Genomic DNA, 15,728 nt, shown 5'->3' with positions numbered 1-15,728 from the left:
TCTCTATATGCGGTGCATCCGTGCCAGCGGTCGGCACGGGAACAGAATTAGCGCCGAACCAGCGCACGCGCCGCCTTGAACGGCTCGGGTTGCTTGGGAACGGACAGCGGAAATGGCCGTACCCGCACCTTTGCGCGTGATTGCATGCCATCGGCGTCCGTTCCCTTTCAGGCTGAACAGACAAGGATCGCACGTGTCAAAATCCCTCGACAGTTTCAATTGCCGCCGCACGCTGACCGCAGGCGGCGCTGAATATGCCTATTTCGATCTCATCGAGGCCGAAAAGAACGGCCTTACCGGCATCTCGCAACTGCCCTATTCGATGAAGGTGCTGCTGGAAAACCTGCTGCGCAACGAAGACGGCCGCTCCGTCACCAAGGAATCGATCCAGGCGGTGGCCGGCTGGCTGACCGACAAGGGCACCGCCGGCGTCGAGATCGCCTATCGGCCGGCCCGCGTGCTGATGCAGGATTTCACCGGCGTTCCGGCCGTGGTCGATCTTGCCGCAATGCGCGACGCCATGGCTTCGCTCGGCGGCGATCCGCAGAAGATCAATCCGCTGGTGCCGGTCGACCTCGTCATCGACCATTCCGTCATCGTCGACGAATTCGGCACGCCGATGGCCTTCGCCCGCAATGTCGAGCTGGAATATGAGCGCAACGAGGAGCGCTACAAATTCCTGAAATGGGGCCAGCAGGCGTTCCGCAACTTCCGCGTCGTGCCGCCTGGCACCGGCATCTGCCATCAGGTCAACCTCGAATATCTCGGCCAGGTGGTGTGGACCAACACCGAGGACGGCGAAACCACAGCCTATCCCGACACCTGCGTCGGCACCGATTCGCACACCACCATGATCAACGGCCTTGGCGTGCTCGGCTGGGGCGTCGGCGGCATCGAGGCCGAGGCGGCCATGCTCGGCCAGCCGGTCTCCATGCTGCTGCCGGAAGTCATCGGCTTCCGCCTCACCGGCAAGCTGAAAGAGGGCGTCACCGCCACCGACCTCGTGCTCACCGTCACCCAGATGCTGCGCAAGAAGGGGGTCGTCGGCAAGTTCGTCGAGTTCTTCGGCCCGGGCCTCTCCAACATGACGCTGGCCGACCGCGCCACCATCGGCAACATGGCCCCCGAATATGGCGCCACCTGCGGCTTCTTCCCGGTCGACTCGGAAACCATCCGCTATCTCACAATGTCCGGCCGCAGCGAGGACCGCATCGCGCTGGTCGAGGCCTATGCCAAGGCGCAGGGCCTGTGGCGTGAAACCGGCTCGGCCGACCCTGTCTTCACTGATCTGCTCGAGCTCGAACTTGGCTCCGTCGTGCCGTCGATGGCCGGCCCCAAGCGACCGGAAGGCCGCGTCGCCCTGGAAGGCATTCCGGAAGGCTTCGCCAAGGCGATGGAGACCGAATACAAGAAGGCGGCCGAAATCTCCAAGCGCTACGCCGTCGAAGGCACCGACCATGATCTCGGTCACGGCGATGTCGTCATTGCCGCCATCACCTCCTGCACCAACACCTCGAACCCGAGCGTGCTGATCGGCGCCGGTCTTTTGGCCCGCAATGCCAACCGGCTCGGTTTGAAGCAGAAGCCGTGGGTGAAGACCTCGCTGGCTCCCGGCAGCCAGGTGGTCGCCGAATATCTGGAGAAATCCGGCCTGCAGAAGGAGCTCGACCAGATCGGCTTCAACCTGGTCGGCTTCGGCTGCACCACCTGTATCGGCAATTCCGGCCCGCTGCCGGCGCCGATCTCCAAAACCATCAACGACAAGGGCCTGATCGCTGCCGCGGTCCTGTCCGGCAATCGCAACTTCGAAGGCCGTGTCTCGCCTGACGTGCAGGCCAACTATCTGGCCTCGCCGCCGCTGGTCGTCGCGCACGCGCTGGCCGGAACTGTCACCAAGGACCTCACGACAGAGCCGCTCGGCGAGGACAAGAACGGCGAGCCGGTCTACCTCAAGGACATCTGGCCAAGCTCGGCCGAGATCCAGGAGTTCATCGAGAAGAACGTCACCCGCGAGCTGTTCGCCCGCAAATATGCCGACGTCTTCAAGGGCGACGAGTACTGGCAGAACGTCAAGGCGCCGGAAGGCCAGACCTATGCCTGGGACGACAACTCGACCTATGTGCAGAACCCGCCCTATTTCGCCGGCATGACATCAGGTTTCGGCAAGATCGGCGACATCAAGGGCGCCCGCGTGCTCGGCCTGTTCGGCGACAAGATCACCACCGATCACATCTCGCCGGCCGGATCGATCAAGGCGGCCTCACCGGCCGGAAAATATCTCACCGACCACGGCGTCGGTGTCGCCGACTTCAACCAGTACGGCACGCGGCGCGGCAATCACGAGGTGATGATGCGCGGCACCTTCGCCAACATCCGCATCCGCAACCACATGCTGGGCGAGAACGGCCGCGAGGGCGGCTACACCATTCACTACCCGTCGAAGGAAGAGGAATCGATCTACGACGCGGCGATGGAGTACAAAAGGGAAGGCGTGCCGCTGGTCGTCTTCGCCGGCGTCGAATACGGCAACGGCTCGTCGCGCGACTGGGCGGCCAAGGGAACCAATCTGCTCGGTGTCCGCGCGGTCATCGCCCAGTCTTTCGAGCGCATCCATCGCTCGAACCTGGTCGGCATGGGCGTCATCCCCTTCGTCTTCGAGGAAGGCACCTCATGGGCATCGCTCAACCTCAAGGGAGACGAGCTGGTCGAGATCGACGGACTGAGCACCATCAAGCCGCGCCAGACGATGATCGCCAAAATCACCTATGGCGACGGCACGGTGAAGAACGTGCCGATCATCTGCCGCATCGATACGCTGGATGAGCTCGACTACTTCAAGAACGGCGGCATCCTGCAATACGTGCTGCGCGATCTGGCAGCTTAGTAAGGGAGTAAGGGAGTAGGGGAGTAGGGAAGTAGGGAAGTAGGGAAGTAGGGAAGTAGGGAAGGGAATACCTATTCCCCTATTCCCCTATTCCCCTATTCCCTTACTTTCGGCTTCCCGAACCGCGCCGCGGCGGCCAACAACACACCCAGCATCAGCCCGTTGAGGATGTGCCAGAGGAAGTGCGTGCCGAGCGGGAAACCGCCGCAGACCAGCGGGTCGATCATCCGGCAGACGACGGACACCACGAAGATCGCCGATCCGGCCAGATTGTACCAGCCGGCGCGATTGCCGCTGGCGGCTACCAGCGCGCCGAAGAAGGCGAGCGCCAGGAACGGCGGCAGATAGCCCGTCGTGCCGTTCGACGCCTGGCGCAGCCAGTCCGGCACGGCAACGGTTATCGCCCCGGCAATCACATAGAAGGCGATGAAGATGGCGATGGCTTTGCCCCATCGCATGCCGAGGAAGCGACGCAGATTGAACAGCGTGTAGGCCAGCGTGAAGCCGGCGATCGGCAGCACGTCGGCCCAGACCGTGCCCTTGGTGGCAAAAGTATGGAAGATCGTCGAGCCGATGCCGATCGCCACCACCCACCAGGCCAGAACCTCGGCGAAGGCGCCGGTGCCCAGCCTTCGCACCTCGCGCACGCCCCACAGGCCGGCGGCGATGAAGGCGAAGTTGGTCAGGGCGTTGACCGGTTCGGACCAGAATTCCGGGCCGGTCCGCTCGCAATAGAGGTCGACCGGCGCCAAAAACGTTTGCCACATCGCGATTGCCGCCCGAATCGGTTTCTATCCTGAAGCGCAGATCCTTCCTATTGCGCGGTTGCGGTCGGCTGCAACGGCAAAATTTCACCGCAACGTGACTTCCCGTTGACTTCCGGTTCTGCCACATATTTCAGCAATCAAGATAAAGCCGGCATCACCGGCGGGAATCGGAATGGCCATGGCCTCGCGAAAATCATTGTGGCTGGCAGCTCTTGCGCTGGCCTTCTCGGCGTCTGCCGGCGCCGGGCATGCCGGCGAATCCGATCGCGCCCAGACCGACCGGGTCCGGATCGAAAAGCCATTGGGCGTGGTCGAGCTGTTCACCAGCCAGGGCTGCAGTTCCTGCCCGCCGGCCGATACTCTGTTCTCCGAACTTGCCGCCAAGGAAGACATCGTCGCGCTCGCCTATCACGTCGACTACTGGGACTATCTCGGCTGGCAGGACACGCTCGGCCGCAAGGAGAACACCGAGCGGCAATACGACTATATGCGCGCCTTCGGCAGCCGCTCCGTCTATACGCCGCAGGCCGTCATCAATGGCCGCGTCCATGTCAACGGCGCCAACCGCGGCGAGGTCGATGGTGCGCTCGCCCGCATGGCCAAGAGCGGCGAAGGCATGCGCGTCGCCGTCAAGGTCAGCCGCACCAGCGATCGCGTGATGATCGACGCCGGCGATGCCGGCAACGGCCCCAGCGACGCCCATGTCGTCATCGTCTATTTCGACCCGCCGCAGACGGTCAAAGTCGGCGAGGGCGAAAATACCGGCCGCAAGATGACCTACTGGAACGCCGTCACCGGCATCCAGACCGCCGGCATGTGGCATGGCAAGGCACAGCGCTACGAACTGCCGATGAGCGAGATTGCCAAAAAGGGCGGCTGCGCCGTGCTGCTGCAGTCGGTCGGCAAGGACGGCATGCCCGGTCCCATTCTCGGCGCCGCATTCATCCACAAGCCTTGAGAGCGCTCAAACCCCTGCCGCGGTAGCGCGAAGGCTATCACCAGCCAATAAAAAACCGACGTCAGCTTGCTTCTGACGCCGGTCATTTAGGTTTTGGGATCGTCGCTCCCGGTTCTTCCGAAGAAGAGCCGAGGTTGGTTCGATCCGACGCAGACCCGTGGGCGGGGGGCTTGGGGTTTACGAGCCGGTGCCGGACCGAACCGTCTCAGGCAACGCCGGTAAATTCGTCGGACATTGGGGCATGAGCGCGGATAAAAAAAGGCAGAAATGTGGCGGAACATCACCAATTCCAACACGGCGTTTCATAAAAGTGACTGGACGTGACGGAAACGGCGCGGCGCGGGGCTCGGTTCGCCGGGCCTTGCAATTCAGTCGCGAACACGCCAACTTTGGTTGGCAAAGATTCATTTTGAAGGATCGAGGCATGACCGATGACAGTGGCGGGACGGGGGATGGGGACGCATCCGCAATAATCCCGCTGCACGAGGCGCGACGCGAACGTCTCGATCAGCCGGTGCGGTTCGACCGACGCGAGCTGGACCAGATCCTCAGGCTCTACGGACGCATGGTCGCCGCCAATGAATGGCGCGACTACGCCATCGATCATCTCGCCGACCGCGCTGTCTTTTCCGTCTTCCGCCGCACCAGCGAAGTGCCGCTGTTCCAGATCGTCAAGGATCCGAAACTGGCCCGCAAGCAGGGCGCCTTTGCCGTCATCGCCGCCGGCGGCCGCATCTTGAAACGCGGCCAGGAACTCGGCCGCGTGCTCGGTGTGTTCGACAGCAAGTTGAAGCTGGTCGAAGCCTGAGCAGGGAATTAGAGCAGGGGAATTGAAGAAGTGGAGAATTGATGAGTTGAGAAAAGGCCTCGGCGTCATCTGTTGCCGCCGCTTCTTTTTATTCTTCAGTTCTTCAATTCCGCAATTCTTCAGTTCCTTCTTCAGTCCCCTCTAAGGCGAAACTTCCGCTCCGGCAGCGATTCGGGATCGGGCGGCGCCGATGCCCCGCCATTCAGCGACAGCTGCATGAACACCGTGTCCAGCCAGCGCCCGTGCTTGTAGCCGGAGCCTTCCAGGCGGCCCGAATGGCGAAAGCCGAGCTTTTCGTGCAGCCGCACCGAGGCGCTGTCGGGACGGCCATCGCCGATCACCGCGATGATCTGGCGAAAGCCCGCCGTCGTCACCGCCTCGATCAGGCTTTGCATCAGCTTGAGCCCGACGCCCTGGCCCTTGGCCTCGGGCGCGACATAGACCGAATCCTCGACAATGAAGCGATAGGCCGGGCGTGGCCGGAAGGCACCGGCATAGGCGTAGCCGAGAACCGCGCCGTCCTTCTCCGCCACCAGGTAGGGAAAGCCGCCGGCCATCAGGCTGTCGAATCGAACACCCATCTCCGCGCGGCTCGGCGGCTCCAACTCATAGCTCGCCGTGCCTTTGGCGACCGCGTCGGCGTAGATATCCGTGATGCTGTCGAGGTCGGCCGCTGTCGCCGGTCGAATCGTAATAGTGCTCATAATTTATGCGTGCCATTTCTCTGCTCGCGATAACAGCAAAGCCCGGCACAAAAGAAAAGGGCGGCCGTTGGGCCGCCCTTTTGGAACTCGATGGTCCAGCATGCTGAACTAGCGACGGTCGCCCATGAACTGCAGCAGGAACATGAACAGGTTGATGAAGTCGAGATAGAGCGTCAGCGCGCCCATGATCGCCTTGCGGCCGGCAACGTCCGAACTGTCGCCCTCGAAATACATCTCCTTGATCTTCTGCGTGTCATAGGCGGTGAGGCCCGCGAAGACCAGCACGCCGATCGCCGACACGGCAAACGACAGCGCCGACGACTGCAGGAAGATGTTGATCACCGACGCGATGATGATGCCGAACACGCCCATGATCAGGAACGAGCCCATTGCCGTCAGGTCGCGCTTGGTGGTGTAGCCGAACAGCGACAGCGCACCGAAGGCGGCGGCCGTGGCGAAGAAGGTCTGTGAAATGCTGGCCGTGGTGTAGACCAGGAAGATCGAAGACAGCGACAGGCCGACGAGACCGGCATAGACCCAGAACGTCGTCTGCGCCGCCGAAACGCTCATCGACTGGACGCGGAACGACAGGAACAGCACGGCGGCCAGCGGCGCCAGCATCACCACCCAGCGCAGCGGCGAGCCGAAGATCGCGTAGCCGAAGGACGTCAGCATCTCGCCGCTCGGCAGCGTCGCGACAGCCGAAGCCGGATCGGTGGTGGTGGCCAGCATGATCGTGCCGACAGCGGCAAGACCGGTGATGAGGAGGCCAAGCCCCATCAGATTGTAAACCTTGATCATGTAGGCGCGCAGGCCCTGATCGATGTCGGCACCGACGCCGACGCCGGGCACGGCGCGCGTCTGGTAGTTGCGAATGGGATCAGCCATTGTAGTCCTCTATTGCTTCTGCCCCGTCCGGTGTCAGGTCCTTCCGGACCCAGGCGCCGCTGGCAGGGCTCCAGCATGCCTGTGGCGAAATATGATGGTTATTCGCGTCAAGAACAAGACCGTAACCGGATGTAACGGTTCGTGAGAGGGCGAAGCGCCGTTTCCTCGGCTTTTCGGACGGCTTTCTTACCAAGATTTAATCCAGGATGTCCGTTCCGGGCCTGTCGTCACAGGTTGCGCAGCACCGGTGCTGCCTTGTGGCCGAGCACCCGCCAAGTGCCGGCGAGACCAATGCCGACCGTGATCACCAGCGAAAACAGAATGGTTGCCACCGCCACCTCCGGCATGAAATGCGACGGCAGAGTCATGATGCGCGCGACGACGAACCAGGCGGCTGCGCTGCCCGCCGCCAGCGCGAAAATGGCGGTGGCCAGCCCGATCAGCATATATTCGAGCGAGAAGGCCGATATCAGCGTCGTGCGTGTCGCGCCCAGCGTCTTCAACACCACCGCATCATGGATGCGCGCCCGGTTGCCGGCTGCAAGCGCGCCGGCCAGCACCAGCACCGAAGCGATCAGCGCCACGCCAGCGGCCGCCCGGATCGCCGTGCCGAGCTGCCCGACCAGCCGGTTGACGACGTCGAGCGCGTCCTTGACCCGCACCGTCGTCACCGCCGGGAAGGCGCGGGTGACGGCGTTGAGGATGCGGGCGTCGTCGGCCGTCGATGCACTCTTTTCGGTCAGCGTCGCCATCCAGCCATGCGGGGCGCCCGCGAATGTGTTGGGCGAGAAGACCATGACGAAATTGATACCCATCGTCTCCCATTCGACTTGGCGGAAACTGGCGATCCTGGCCGTGACATTGCGGCCCAGCACATTGACGGTGATGGTGTCGCCGAGCTTCAGCCCGATCTCCTTGCCTTCTTGCGCCGAAAACGAAACCAGCGGTTCGCCGCTGTAATTTTCGGGCCACCAACTGCCCTCGGTCAGCGTCGCGTTCTCCGGCTGCCTGGTGTCATAGGTCAGGCCGCGATCCCCCCTCAGCACCCAGGCGCCTTCCGCCGGCACCTTCACCTTGTCGACGTCGACACCGTTCAGCGCCATCACCCGGCCGCGCAGCATCGGCACCTTGGCCAGCACGCCCTGCGGCGCCTCCTTGCCGATCAGCGCCGAGAAGGACGCGACATCGGCGCTCTGGATGTCGACGAAGAAGAAGTTCGGCGCCCGTTCCGGCAGGCTGCCCGAGATCTGTCGCCTGAGATTGCCGTCGATCAGCGCCAGCGTCACCAATAGCGTCAGCCCGAGCCCCAGGGACAGCACCACCGATGGCGTCAGGGCGCCTGGCCGATGGATGTTGCCGATGGCGAGCCTGAGCGCCACGAAGCGCACGCGCGGGCTTTTCCTGGCCGTCCATTGCACCAGTGCGCCGACCGCGCGCAGCACCAGGAAGGCGAAGACGGTAGCGCCGACAAAGATCGAGGCGATGCGCTGGTCGCCCGAGAACAGAATGGCCAGCGCCGCAAGCAGCAGCGCGATGCCTATGGCCGCCGCGACATAGGCGGGGCGCGGCAAGCCGCGGCCTTCCAGCCCCATTTCGCGAAACAGCGCGGTTGCCGGCACGTCGCGGGCGCGGCCGAGCGGCAGCAGCGCGAAAGCCAACGTCACCAGCAGGCCGAACAGCGCCGCCATGCCGAGCGCGCCGGGATAGAAGCCGCCTTCGGCCGGCACCGGAATGACGGATTGCAAGGCCGCGCTCGCCGCGAAGGGCATTAGTGCGCCGAGCACAAGGCCCAGCACGATACCCAATCCGGCTATGATCAGGATCTGCACGAGATAGACGGCAAAGACGAAGCCGCCCGAAGCGCCCAGGCTCTTGAAGGTGGCGATGACGCCGCGCTTGCCGTCGAGATAGGCGCGCACCGCATTGGCGACGCCGACGCCGCCGACCACCAGCGCCGTCAGCCCGACCAGGGTCAGGAACTGCGAGAAGCGTTCGATGTTGGACGACAGCGCGGGCGCCGCGTTGCTGCGCGTGCGGATCGACCAGCCGGCTTCCGGAAAATCCGTGGCGGCCTGATCCTGGATGGCCTTGAGCCTTGCCTCGTCGGCGTCCGCCGGCAGCCGGATTTTATAGGCATTCTCGACCAGGCTGCCCGGCTGGATCAGTCCAGTGGCCGCCAACCCTTCGGTCGAGATCATCAGCCTCGGCGCGAAGCCGAAACCGTCGGACACGGCGTCCGGTTCGGCGACCAGCTTGGCGCGCAGTTCGAAAGTGGCGGTGCCGAGCTTCAGCCGGTCGCCAAGCTTGACGTGCAACCGCTCGAACAGAAGATCGGGCGCTGCCGCACCGAAGACGCCGAACTCTTCGCCGAACAGTTCCTGTTTCGACAGCGCCGGCTCGGTCTCCAGCGTGCCATAGAGCGGATAGACATGGTCGACCGCCTTGGCCTCGACCAGCGCCTGGTCGGATCCGTCGGCCAGACGCGCCATCGAACGCATGCTGGCGGTCCGCGAAACCGTGCCGAGCCCGTCAAGGAAGCTGCGCTCCGCCTGGCTGGCGTCACGCTGGTTGATCTGGAAGCGAAGATCGCCGCCAAGCAGCGTCTGGCCCTGATTGGCGACACCGGCGGTGATCGAACGCGCCACCGAGTTGACGCCGCCGATGGCCGCGACGCCGAGCGCGATGCAGGCAAGGAAGATCAGGAAACCGGACAGGCCGCCGCGCATCTCGCGCAGCGAGAAGCGGACAGCGAGCCTCAACGTCCGGGACAGCGGCATCAGGCCGTCACCTTGACCGGCGCCGGTGCCTCGATCCGGCCCGAGCGCATCGAAACCTGGCGCGAACAGCGTGCCGCGAGCGCCGGATCATGCGTCACCAGCACCAGCGTCATGCCGCGCTCGGCCGCCTTCGCAAACAAGAGGTCGGCGACCTGCCGCCCGGTCGCCTGGTCCAGATTGCCGGTCGGCTCGTCGGCGATCAGGATGCGCGGCGACGGCGCCAATGCGCGGGCGATCGCCACGCGCTGCTGCTCGCCGCCCGACAATTCGCCGGGATAGTGGGTGACGCGGTCGCTGAGGCCAACCGCCGCCAGCTCGCGCGCCGCCACCGCGAACGGATCGGCATGGCCCGCCAGTTCCAGCGGCACCGCGACATTTTCGAGCGCCGTCATGTTGGGAATGAGATGGAAGGACTGGAACACGATGCCAATGTTTCGGCCACGAAACGATGCAATCTGGTCCTCGCTTTTGCCGTTGAGCAGCTCGCCGGCGATTCGGACCGTACCCGAATCGACCCTTTCCAGGCCTGCCAGGACCATCAGCAAGGTCGACTTGCCGGAACCCGAAGGTCCGACGATGCCGGTCGCCTCGCCGGTCGCCACATCGAGGCTCACCCCCTTCAGCACATGGACCGATGAAGCGCCCTCGCCAAGGGTCAGGGACACATCTTTCAGCGCGATGACGGCTTCTGTCAAAATGAAATCGTCCTATATCTGGGAATGAAGGCTCTGCTTGCCGGAAGCCGTCGACTGAAGAATTCCTAGCTCATATGGGGCCTGCCGCATGTCTTTCAAACGCAGTATTGCCGCAGGCTTCGTGGTTTTCCTCGCCATTTGCGGCGTCATGTCGTCGGCGCGTGCCGAGCCGTTCAAGATCGTCGGCTTCGGTGACAGCCTGATGGCGGGCTATGGCCTTGGACCCGACCAGGGCTTTACCGACAGGCTGCAGGCAGCGCTTGGCGCCAAAGGCCACGACGTGACCGTCGCCAATGCCGGCGTCTCCGGCGACACGACGAGCGGCGGCCTGGCGCGGCTTGACTGGTCGGTGCCGGACGGCACGCAACTGGTCATCCTCGAACTCGGCGCCAACGACATGCTGCGCGGCGTCTCGCCCGACATCACCAAAAAGAACCTCGACGAGATGCTGAGCAAGCTGAAGCAGCGCAATATTGCCGTGCTTCTGGCCGGCATGCGCGCCGCACCCAATCTCGGTCCCGACTACCAGAGCGCCTTCGACGCCATTTTCCCGGACCTGGCGAAGAAATACGACGTCGCGCTCTACCCGTTCTTTCTCGATGGCGTCGCCGGCCAGCCCGGCATGCAGCTCGAGGACGGCCTGCATCCGAGCGCACGAGGCGTCGACCAGATGGTCGAACGCATCCTGCCCGCGGTCGAGAAGGTGATCGCGGCGGTGCCGGGCGATTCCTAGCGGGTTGGAACTGTTTCCGCCCGGCGAGCTTTTAACAGGGACTGTGGCCAACAAACCTCTTGCTCCGTTTGACTATCGATGATTCGCTATGGGTGACAGTTCGATTCGAGGAAGGGAGGCTTTTCATGCCGCGTCTTTTCACCGCCCTCGAAATTCCGCGTGACGCTGCCCTTTCGCTGTCCCTGCTGCGGGGCGGCTTGCCGGGAGCCCGCTGGATCGACGTCGAAAACTACCATCTGACGCTGCGCTTCATCGGCGATGTTCCCGGCCATGTCGCCGACGAGATCGCCAACGCGCTCGACCGCGTCCACCGCCCTTCTTTCTCGCTGGCGCTGACCGGCGTCGGCGCTTTCGGCCAGAAGAAGCCGCATGCGGTGTGGGCGGGCGCTTCCGCCTCGCCCGATCTGGCCGCCCTTCAAGGTGAGATCGACCGCATCTGCCAGCGGCTCGGCATCCCGGCCGACCCGCGCAAATTCATGCCGCATGTGACGCTGGCGCGCTTGCGCAATTCGACCCCGCTGGACGTTGCCCAATATCTGTCGGCGCGCGGCAATTTCTCGACGCTGCCGTTCCGCATCGGCCGTTTCGTTTTGATGTCGTCGCGCGATTCGGTCGGCGGCGGACCCTACATCGTCGAGGAAGCCTGGCCGCTGTCAGGCACGGACGCCCGCGCCTCCAGCCTTGTCGCCAGCGCCTCCGACGCCTCGCGGATCATGCGATAGGCGGAAGCGAAGGCTTCTGCCTCGTCATGATAAGGATCCGGCACGTCGCGTGCCTTTCCCTGCGCGAATTCCAGGAACAGATGGATGCGGTCCTGCACGGCCGCCGGCGCCAGCGCCTTCAGGTCGGCGACATTCGACCGGTCCATGCCGAGGATCAGGTCGAAACGGTGGAGGTCCTGTGGCGTGACCTTGCGCGCCCTCTGCCCGGAAATGTCGACGCCGTGCCGCATGGCGACCGCGATCGCGCGTCGATCGGGGGCAGAGCCGGCCTCCCAGTCACTGGTTCCCGCCGAATCGAGCAGGATATCCCGGGCCGACCCGCGCTCGGCCCAAACGGCGCGGAAGACACCTTCCGCCAGCGGCGACCGGCAGATGTTGCCGAGGCAGACGAAGAGAATGGAATTTATAGGCTTCGCGCTCATCGATCCGTCGCTATGGTGAGGGTCGTTTTCGAATAGCACAGGATAGGGACATGGCGAGAGAGAAACTGGGCAGGCAAGCCGCTGAAGCCGCATTGACGGGCCTCGACGGCTGGGCGCTGGCGGAAGACGGCGCCTCCATCAAGCGCACATTCACCTTCGCGAATTTCTCCGAGGCTTTCGCCTTCATGACCCGCGTCGCGCTTGCCGCCGAGGCGATGGATCATCATCCCGAGTGGTCGAATGTATACAAGACCGTCGACGTGACGCTGAACACCCACGACGCCGGCGGCGTCACTGCGCTCGATATCGATCTGGCCACGAAAATGAACCGTTTTGCCGGCGCCTGAGGCCTGGTATCGCCTCGGCAGGCCCAAATCGGCACCGGCATCTTGTAGCGGGGGTCGGGTTTCACCACATTTTCCCCCGCGGGCAGGCGCCGGATGCGCATGAGCCCCGCAAGGAGAGACTGATGGCGCAACAATCCGGTTTTGATTTCTTCGGCTTTGGCGGCAAGCCGTCAGACGAGAGCGAAGTGCGCGAGAAATTCTGGCGCACAGCCAAGAAGGCCGCGCGGCAGATCCCCTTCATGGAAGAGGTCGTGGCCGCCTATTATTGCGCCATGGACAAGAACACGCCGCTGCGCGCCAAGGGCATTCTGCTGGCCGCGCTCGGCTATTTCGTGCTGCCGGTGGATGTCATCCCCGACTTCGTCTTCGGGCTTGGCTTCACCGACGACATCGCCGTGCTCACCGCCGCGATCACCGCCGTCAGTGCCCACATCACCACTGCGCACCGGCAGGCCGCCAGGGACGCCATAGCCGACAAGGGCTGAACACGCGCGCGGAACGCCGTTGAAGCCGGCTTTCGGCGACAGCGTAAAAAGTCAAACTCTTGCCGCTTTCGTGGCCTCCAAGTCGCCAAAGGGATGTCGCGCCACCCGCTCGCAGGGCGGCGGCGCGGGTATGGTGGCGGTTTCCTCGGGGTGAGGGTCCTTTTCTCTTCGGAAATTCACCGTTTGGTAACCCAGATTAAATCAAAATGAAGCGACGGGCAGGACGCCAAGCCGGCCTGCCTCCGCACCATTTGGAATACGGGAAAAGCGATGCGCGGATTGATTGCGATAGTTTCGAGTCTGGCCCTGGTGGCCGTGGCAGCGCCGGCACTGGCGCAGTCGGCGACCAAGATCGGCCAGCACAATGCCTGGGGCACCTACAGCTACCAGGCATCGGGCGGCAAGGTCTGCTATGTCCTGACCGTGCCGACCGACAAGCAGCCGCCCACGCTCGACCATGGCGATATGTTCTTCTTCGTCAGCCAGCGGCCCGGCCAGCAAGTGTCCTACGAGCCGCAATTCATTGCCGGCTACAATTTCCAGGAGGGCTCCAAGGCCACCGTGACCATCGACAAGAAGACGTTTTCGATGTTCACGCGCGGCAAATCGGCCTGGGTCGAGAATGCCGCCGAGGAGCCGGTACTGATCGCCGCCATGAAGACCGGCACCGACATGAAGGTGACGGCGAAGTCCGGCCGCGGCAATCCCACCTCCTATGTCTTCTCTCTGAAGGGCATTTCGGCGGCGCTGACATCGATCGCCAAGTGTAAATAGGCAAAGCTACTTTTTTTGAGAGAAAGGCCGGGCCGCGAAGCCCGGCCTTTTTTCTTTCATACTTGCCCCGGCCCGGCCTCCGCCCGGCGGCGCCGGATCGCCTCGGCGATGAAGACACGCGATAGCGCGTGATAGAGCGGCTCGTGCGAGATCATGCGCGCCGTGCCGTAGCCCAGCATCGAGGCCAGCATCAGCGCGATGACATTGTCGTGATTGCCGGTCATCTCCAGGATGATGACGAAGGCCGTCATCGGCGCTTGCACCACACCGGCGAAATAGCCGGCCATGCCGAGCAGTGCCGCCACCCCAGTGCTCGCGCCAAAGAGGAGGCCGAGCGAACTGCCGATGCCGGCGCCGACAGCCAGCGAGGGCGCGAAGATACCGCCCGGAATGCCCGAGATCATCGACAGCAGTCCCGCCAGGAACTTTTCGGCGAAGAAGAACCACGGCAGCGGCGTGCCTTCGACGGCGCCCCGCGCCTGGACGTAACCGGTGCCGAAGGTCAGCCCGCCCGAGGCGATGCCGATCACCGCCACCGCAAGCCCGCAGATTGCGGCCACGACCAGGGCGCGCCGCAAAGGCTGCCCAGTGTTCCAGCGCCGGATCCGCCGCGTCGCCTTCAACGCCAGCAGCGAGAACAGCGCGCCGAACCCGCCGCCGATGATGCCGCAGGCAAGCACCAGCGGCCATTCGGCAGCAAACGAGATGGTGTCCCTGGCGACGCCGAAATAGGTGTAGTTGCCGAGCAGGCCGAGCGAAGCGAGACCGGCCAGGATCACCGCCGTCAGCACCAGCCCGTTGGTTCGCGCCTCATAGGTGCGGCCCATCTCCTCGATGGCGAAGACGATGCCGGCCAGCGGCGTGTTGAAGGCGGCGGCAATCCCGGCGGCCGACCCGGCCAGGATCAGACCCCGGGCCTGCACCATGCCGCCCCAGCGTGCCGCCTGCAGCATCAGCGACGCGCCGACTTGCACCGTCGGACCCTCGCGGCCGATCGAGGCGCCGCAGAACAGGCCGACGATGGTGAGCATGATTTTGCCGGCCACCAGTTTGAGGGACAGGATGTGGCTGCGGTCCTCGTCGTCACGCAGATGGCGGGCGGCGATCGCCTGCGGAATGCCGCTGCCTTGCGAACCGGGAAAGAAGGTGTGGGCGAGCCAGGCGCACAGCACGAAACCCAACGGCGTAATGGCAAGCGGCAGATAGAAACGCCAGCCGCCTGCATCTCCTGTCATCAGTTGAAACAGTTCCTGCGCCCTGTCGGCCAGCACCGCGAACAGCACGCTGATCACACCGATGCCAAGCGCGCCGGCCCAGAACACCAGGCGCGGCTGCCAGACCCGCCGTGAGCCCCACATCGCGCGCGAACGCCGCAGCATGGGATATTTTCGCGATGTGCCGGCCATGTCTGTCCTCGAGCGGGGAATGTTTCGGCCTAACACAGCTGGGCAGTCTATTAAACTAGCGCCGGAAAAACCTGTCGTTGGCGCTCGCCTGAGTGCCAGGCGGAAGCATCGCTTCGGTGAAAGGTCGGCCCCCACTCCGTCGAGCTACGCTCGACGGAGTGGGGGAAGCCATCAGCCAAACGCGCTGCCGCCGCAAGACAGGCATTATCGGGAGAGAAATGCCCGCCATGACGAGGGGCGGTGCCGAGTCGTTCCAAGGCGATCGTAGATCGTAAAGCTAGCTGAGCATGACTCTGCCCTCAACCTGTGCTATGCGCCGCGCTTCCTTTCCGGCACGATGCGTGAAATCGGCCGCAAA

The 15,728-nt window shown here is 64.0% G+C and carries 15 protein-coding genes; 8 read left to right on the top strand and 7 right to left on the bottom strand.

The window, feature by feature from the left end; translation table 11 throughout:
* The first annotated feature begins 193 nt into the window (after window positions 1–193).
* The gene (gene acnA / locus AC0NIL_RS04935; RefSeq protein WP_013528828.1) at window positions 194–2,884 is read left to right on the top strand and encodes an aconitate hydratase AcnA; all 2,691 of its coding nucleotides are present in this window, start codon (window positions 194–196) and stop codon (window positions 2,882–2,884) included.
* A 95-nt stretch (window positions 2,885–2,979) separates the two neighbouring features.
* On the opposite strand, the gene AC0NIL_RS04930 is transcribed toward acnA, so the two are convergent.
* The gene (locus tag AC0NIL_RS04930; RefSeq protein WP_275953420.1) at window positions 2,980–3,651 is read right to left on the bottom strand and encodes a ceramidase domain-containing protein; all 672 of its coding nucleotides are present in this window, start codon (window positions 3,649–3,651) and stop codon (window positions 2,980–2,982) included.
* A gap of 172 nt (window positions 3,652–3,823) precedes the next feature.
* Here AC0NIL_RS04930 and AC0NIL_RS04925 point away from each other — a divergent pair, with 172 nt between their 5' ends.
* On the top strand, window positions 3,824–4,609 hold the full coding sequence (locus AC0NIL_RS04925) for a DUF1223 domain-containing protein (protein ID WP_275953419.1): 786 nt from the start codon (window positions 3,824–3,826) through the stop codon (window positions 4,607–4,609).
* Between the two features lie 424 nt (window positions 4,610–5,033).
* On the top strand, window positions 5,034–5,417 hold the full coding sequence (locus AC0NIL_RS04920) for a DUF2794 domain-containing protein (RefSeq protein ID WP_013528825.1): 384 nt from the start codon (window positions 5,034–5,036) through the stop codon (window positions 5,415–5,417).
* A gap of 131 nt (window positions 5,418–5,548) precedes the next feature.
* On the opposite strand, the gene AC0NIL_RS04915 is transcribed toward AC0NIL_RS04920, so the two are convergent.
* The 4 genes from AC0NIL_RS04915 to AC0NIL_RS04900 form a co-directional block, all read right to left on the bottom strand.
* Window positions 5,549–6,121, bottom strand: a complete 573-nt coding sequence (locus tag AC0NIL_RS04915) for a GNAT family N-acetyltransferase (protein ID WP_275953418.1) — start codon at window positions 6,119–6,121, stop codon at window positions 5,549–5,551.
* Window positions 6,122–6,229: 108 nt separating this feature from the next.
* A complete protein-coding gene (locus AC0NIL_RS04910) occupies window positions 6,230–7,009 on the bottom strand; it encodes a Bax inhibitor-1/YccA family protein (RefSeq protein WP_013528823.1) in 780 nt (259 codons plus the stop codon).
* A gap of 227 nt (window positions 7,010–7,236) precedes the next feature.
* Window positions 7,237–9,786: an ABC transporter permease gene (locus AC0NIL_RS04905; RefSeq protein ID WP_275953417.1), complete on the bottom strand. Its 2,550-nt coding sequence runs from the start codon at window positions 9,784–9,786 to the stop codon at window positions 7,237–7,239.
* On the bottom strand, window positions 9,786–10,481 hold the full coding sequence (locus AC0NIL_RS04900; RefSeq protein WP_013528821.1) for an ABC transporter ATP-binding protein: 696 nt from the start codon (window positions 10,479–10,481) through the stop codon (window positions 9,786–9,788). Before AC0NIL_RS04900 ends, AC0NIL_RS04905 begins: the two co-directional genes overlap by 1 nt.
* A gap of 88 nt (window positions 10,482–10,569) precedes the next feature.
* Between AC0NIL_RS04900 and AC0NIL_RS04895 the strand changes: the two genes are divergently transcribed.
* Both AC0NIL_RS04895 and thpR read left to right on the top strand, forming a co-directional pair.
* Complete coding sequence (locus AC0NIL_RS04895; RefSeq protein ID WP_275953416.1) at window positions 10,570–11,214, top strand: arylesterase; 645 nt, start codon at window positions 10,570–10,572, stop codon at window positions 11,212–11,214.
* Between the two features lie 125 nt (window positions 11,215–11,339).
* Window positions 11,340–11,936 (top strand): RNA 2',3'-cyclic phosphodiesterase, encoded by a 597-nt coding sequence (thpR, locus tag AC0NIL_RS04890; RefSeq protein WP_013528819.1) that lies wholly within the window; start codon window positions 11,340–11,342, stop codon window positions 11,934–11,936.
* Here thpR and AC0NIL_RS04885 read toward each other — a convergent pair.
* Window positions 11,840–12,358 carry a low molecular weight protein-tyrosine-phosphatase gene (locus AC0NIL_RS04885; RefSeq protein WP_013528818.1) on the bottom strand — a complete coding sequence of 173 codons (519 nt, stop codon included), beginning with the start codon at window positions 12,356–12,358 and terminating at the stop codon, window positions 11,840–11,842. The two genes, thpR and AC0NIL_RS04885, sit on opposite strands and share 97 nt — an antisense overlap.
* 50 nt (window positions 12,359–12,408) lie before the next feature.
* Here AC0NIL_RS04885 and AC0NIL_RS04880 point away from each other — a divergent pair, with 50 nt between their 5' ends.
* The 3 genes from AC0NIL_RS04880 (at window position 12,409) to AC0NIL_RS04870 (ending at window position 13,964) form a co-directional block, all read left to right on the top strand.
* On the top strand, window positions 12,409–12,705 hold the full coding sequence (locus AC0NIL_RS04880) for a 4a-hydroxytetrahydrobiopterin dehydratase (protein ID WP_013528817.1): 297 nt from the start codon (window positions 12,409–12,411) through the stop codon (window positions 12,703–12,705).
* 122 nt (window positions 12,706–12,827) lie between these two features.
* The gene (locus tag AC0NIL_RS04875) at window positions 12,828–13,190 is read left to right on the top strand and encodes a YkvA family protein (RefSeq protein WP_127368612.1); all 363 of its coding nucleotides are present in this window, start codon (window positions 12,828–12,830) and stop codon (window positions 13,188–13,190) included.
* A 270-nt stretch (window positions 13,191–13,460) separates the two neighbouring features.
* Window positions 13,461–13,964 (top strand): invasion associated locus B family protein, encoded by a 504-nt coding sequence (locus AC0NIL_RS04870; RefSeq protein WP_013528815.1) that lies wholly within the window; start codon window positions 13,461–13,463, stop codon window positions 13,962–13,964.
* 56 nt (window positions 13,965–14,020) lie between these two features.
* Here the strand turns inward: AC0NIL_RS04870 and AC0NIL_RS04865 are convergent, their stop codons facing one another.
* Window positions 14,021–15,370: a chloride channel protein gene (locus tag AC0NIL_RS04865; RefSeq protein WP_024504018.1), complete on the bottom strand. Its 1,350-nt coding sequence runs from the start codon at window positions 15,368–15,370 to the stop codon at window positions 14,021–14,023.
* Window positions 15,371–15,728: the final 358 nt, after the last annotated feature.

The sequence above is a fragment of the Mesorhizobium sp. WSM1343 genome (assembly GCF_055901535.1).
This window is presented reverse-complemented; position numbering and strand designations above follow the sequence as displayed.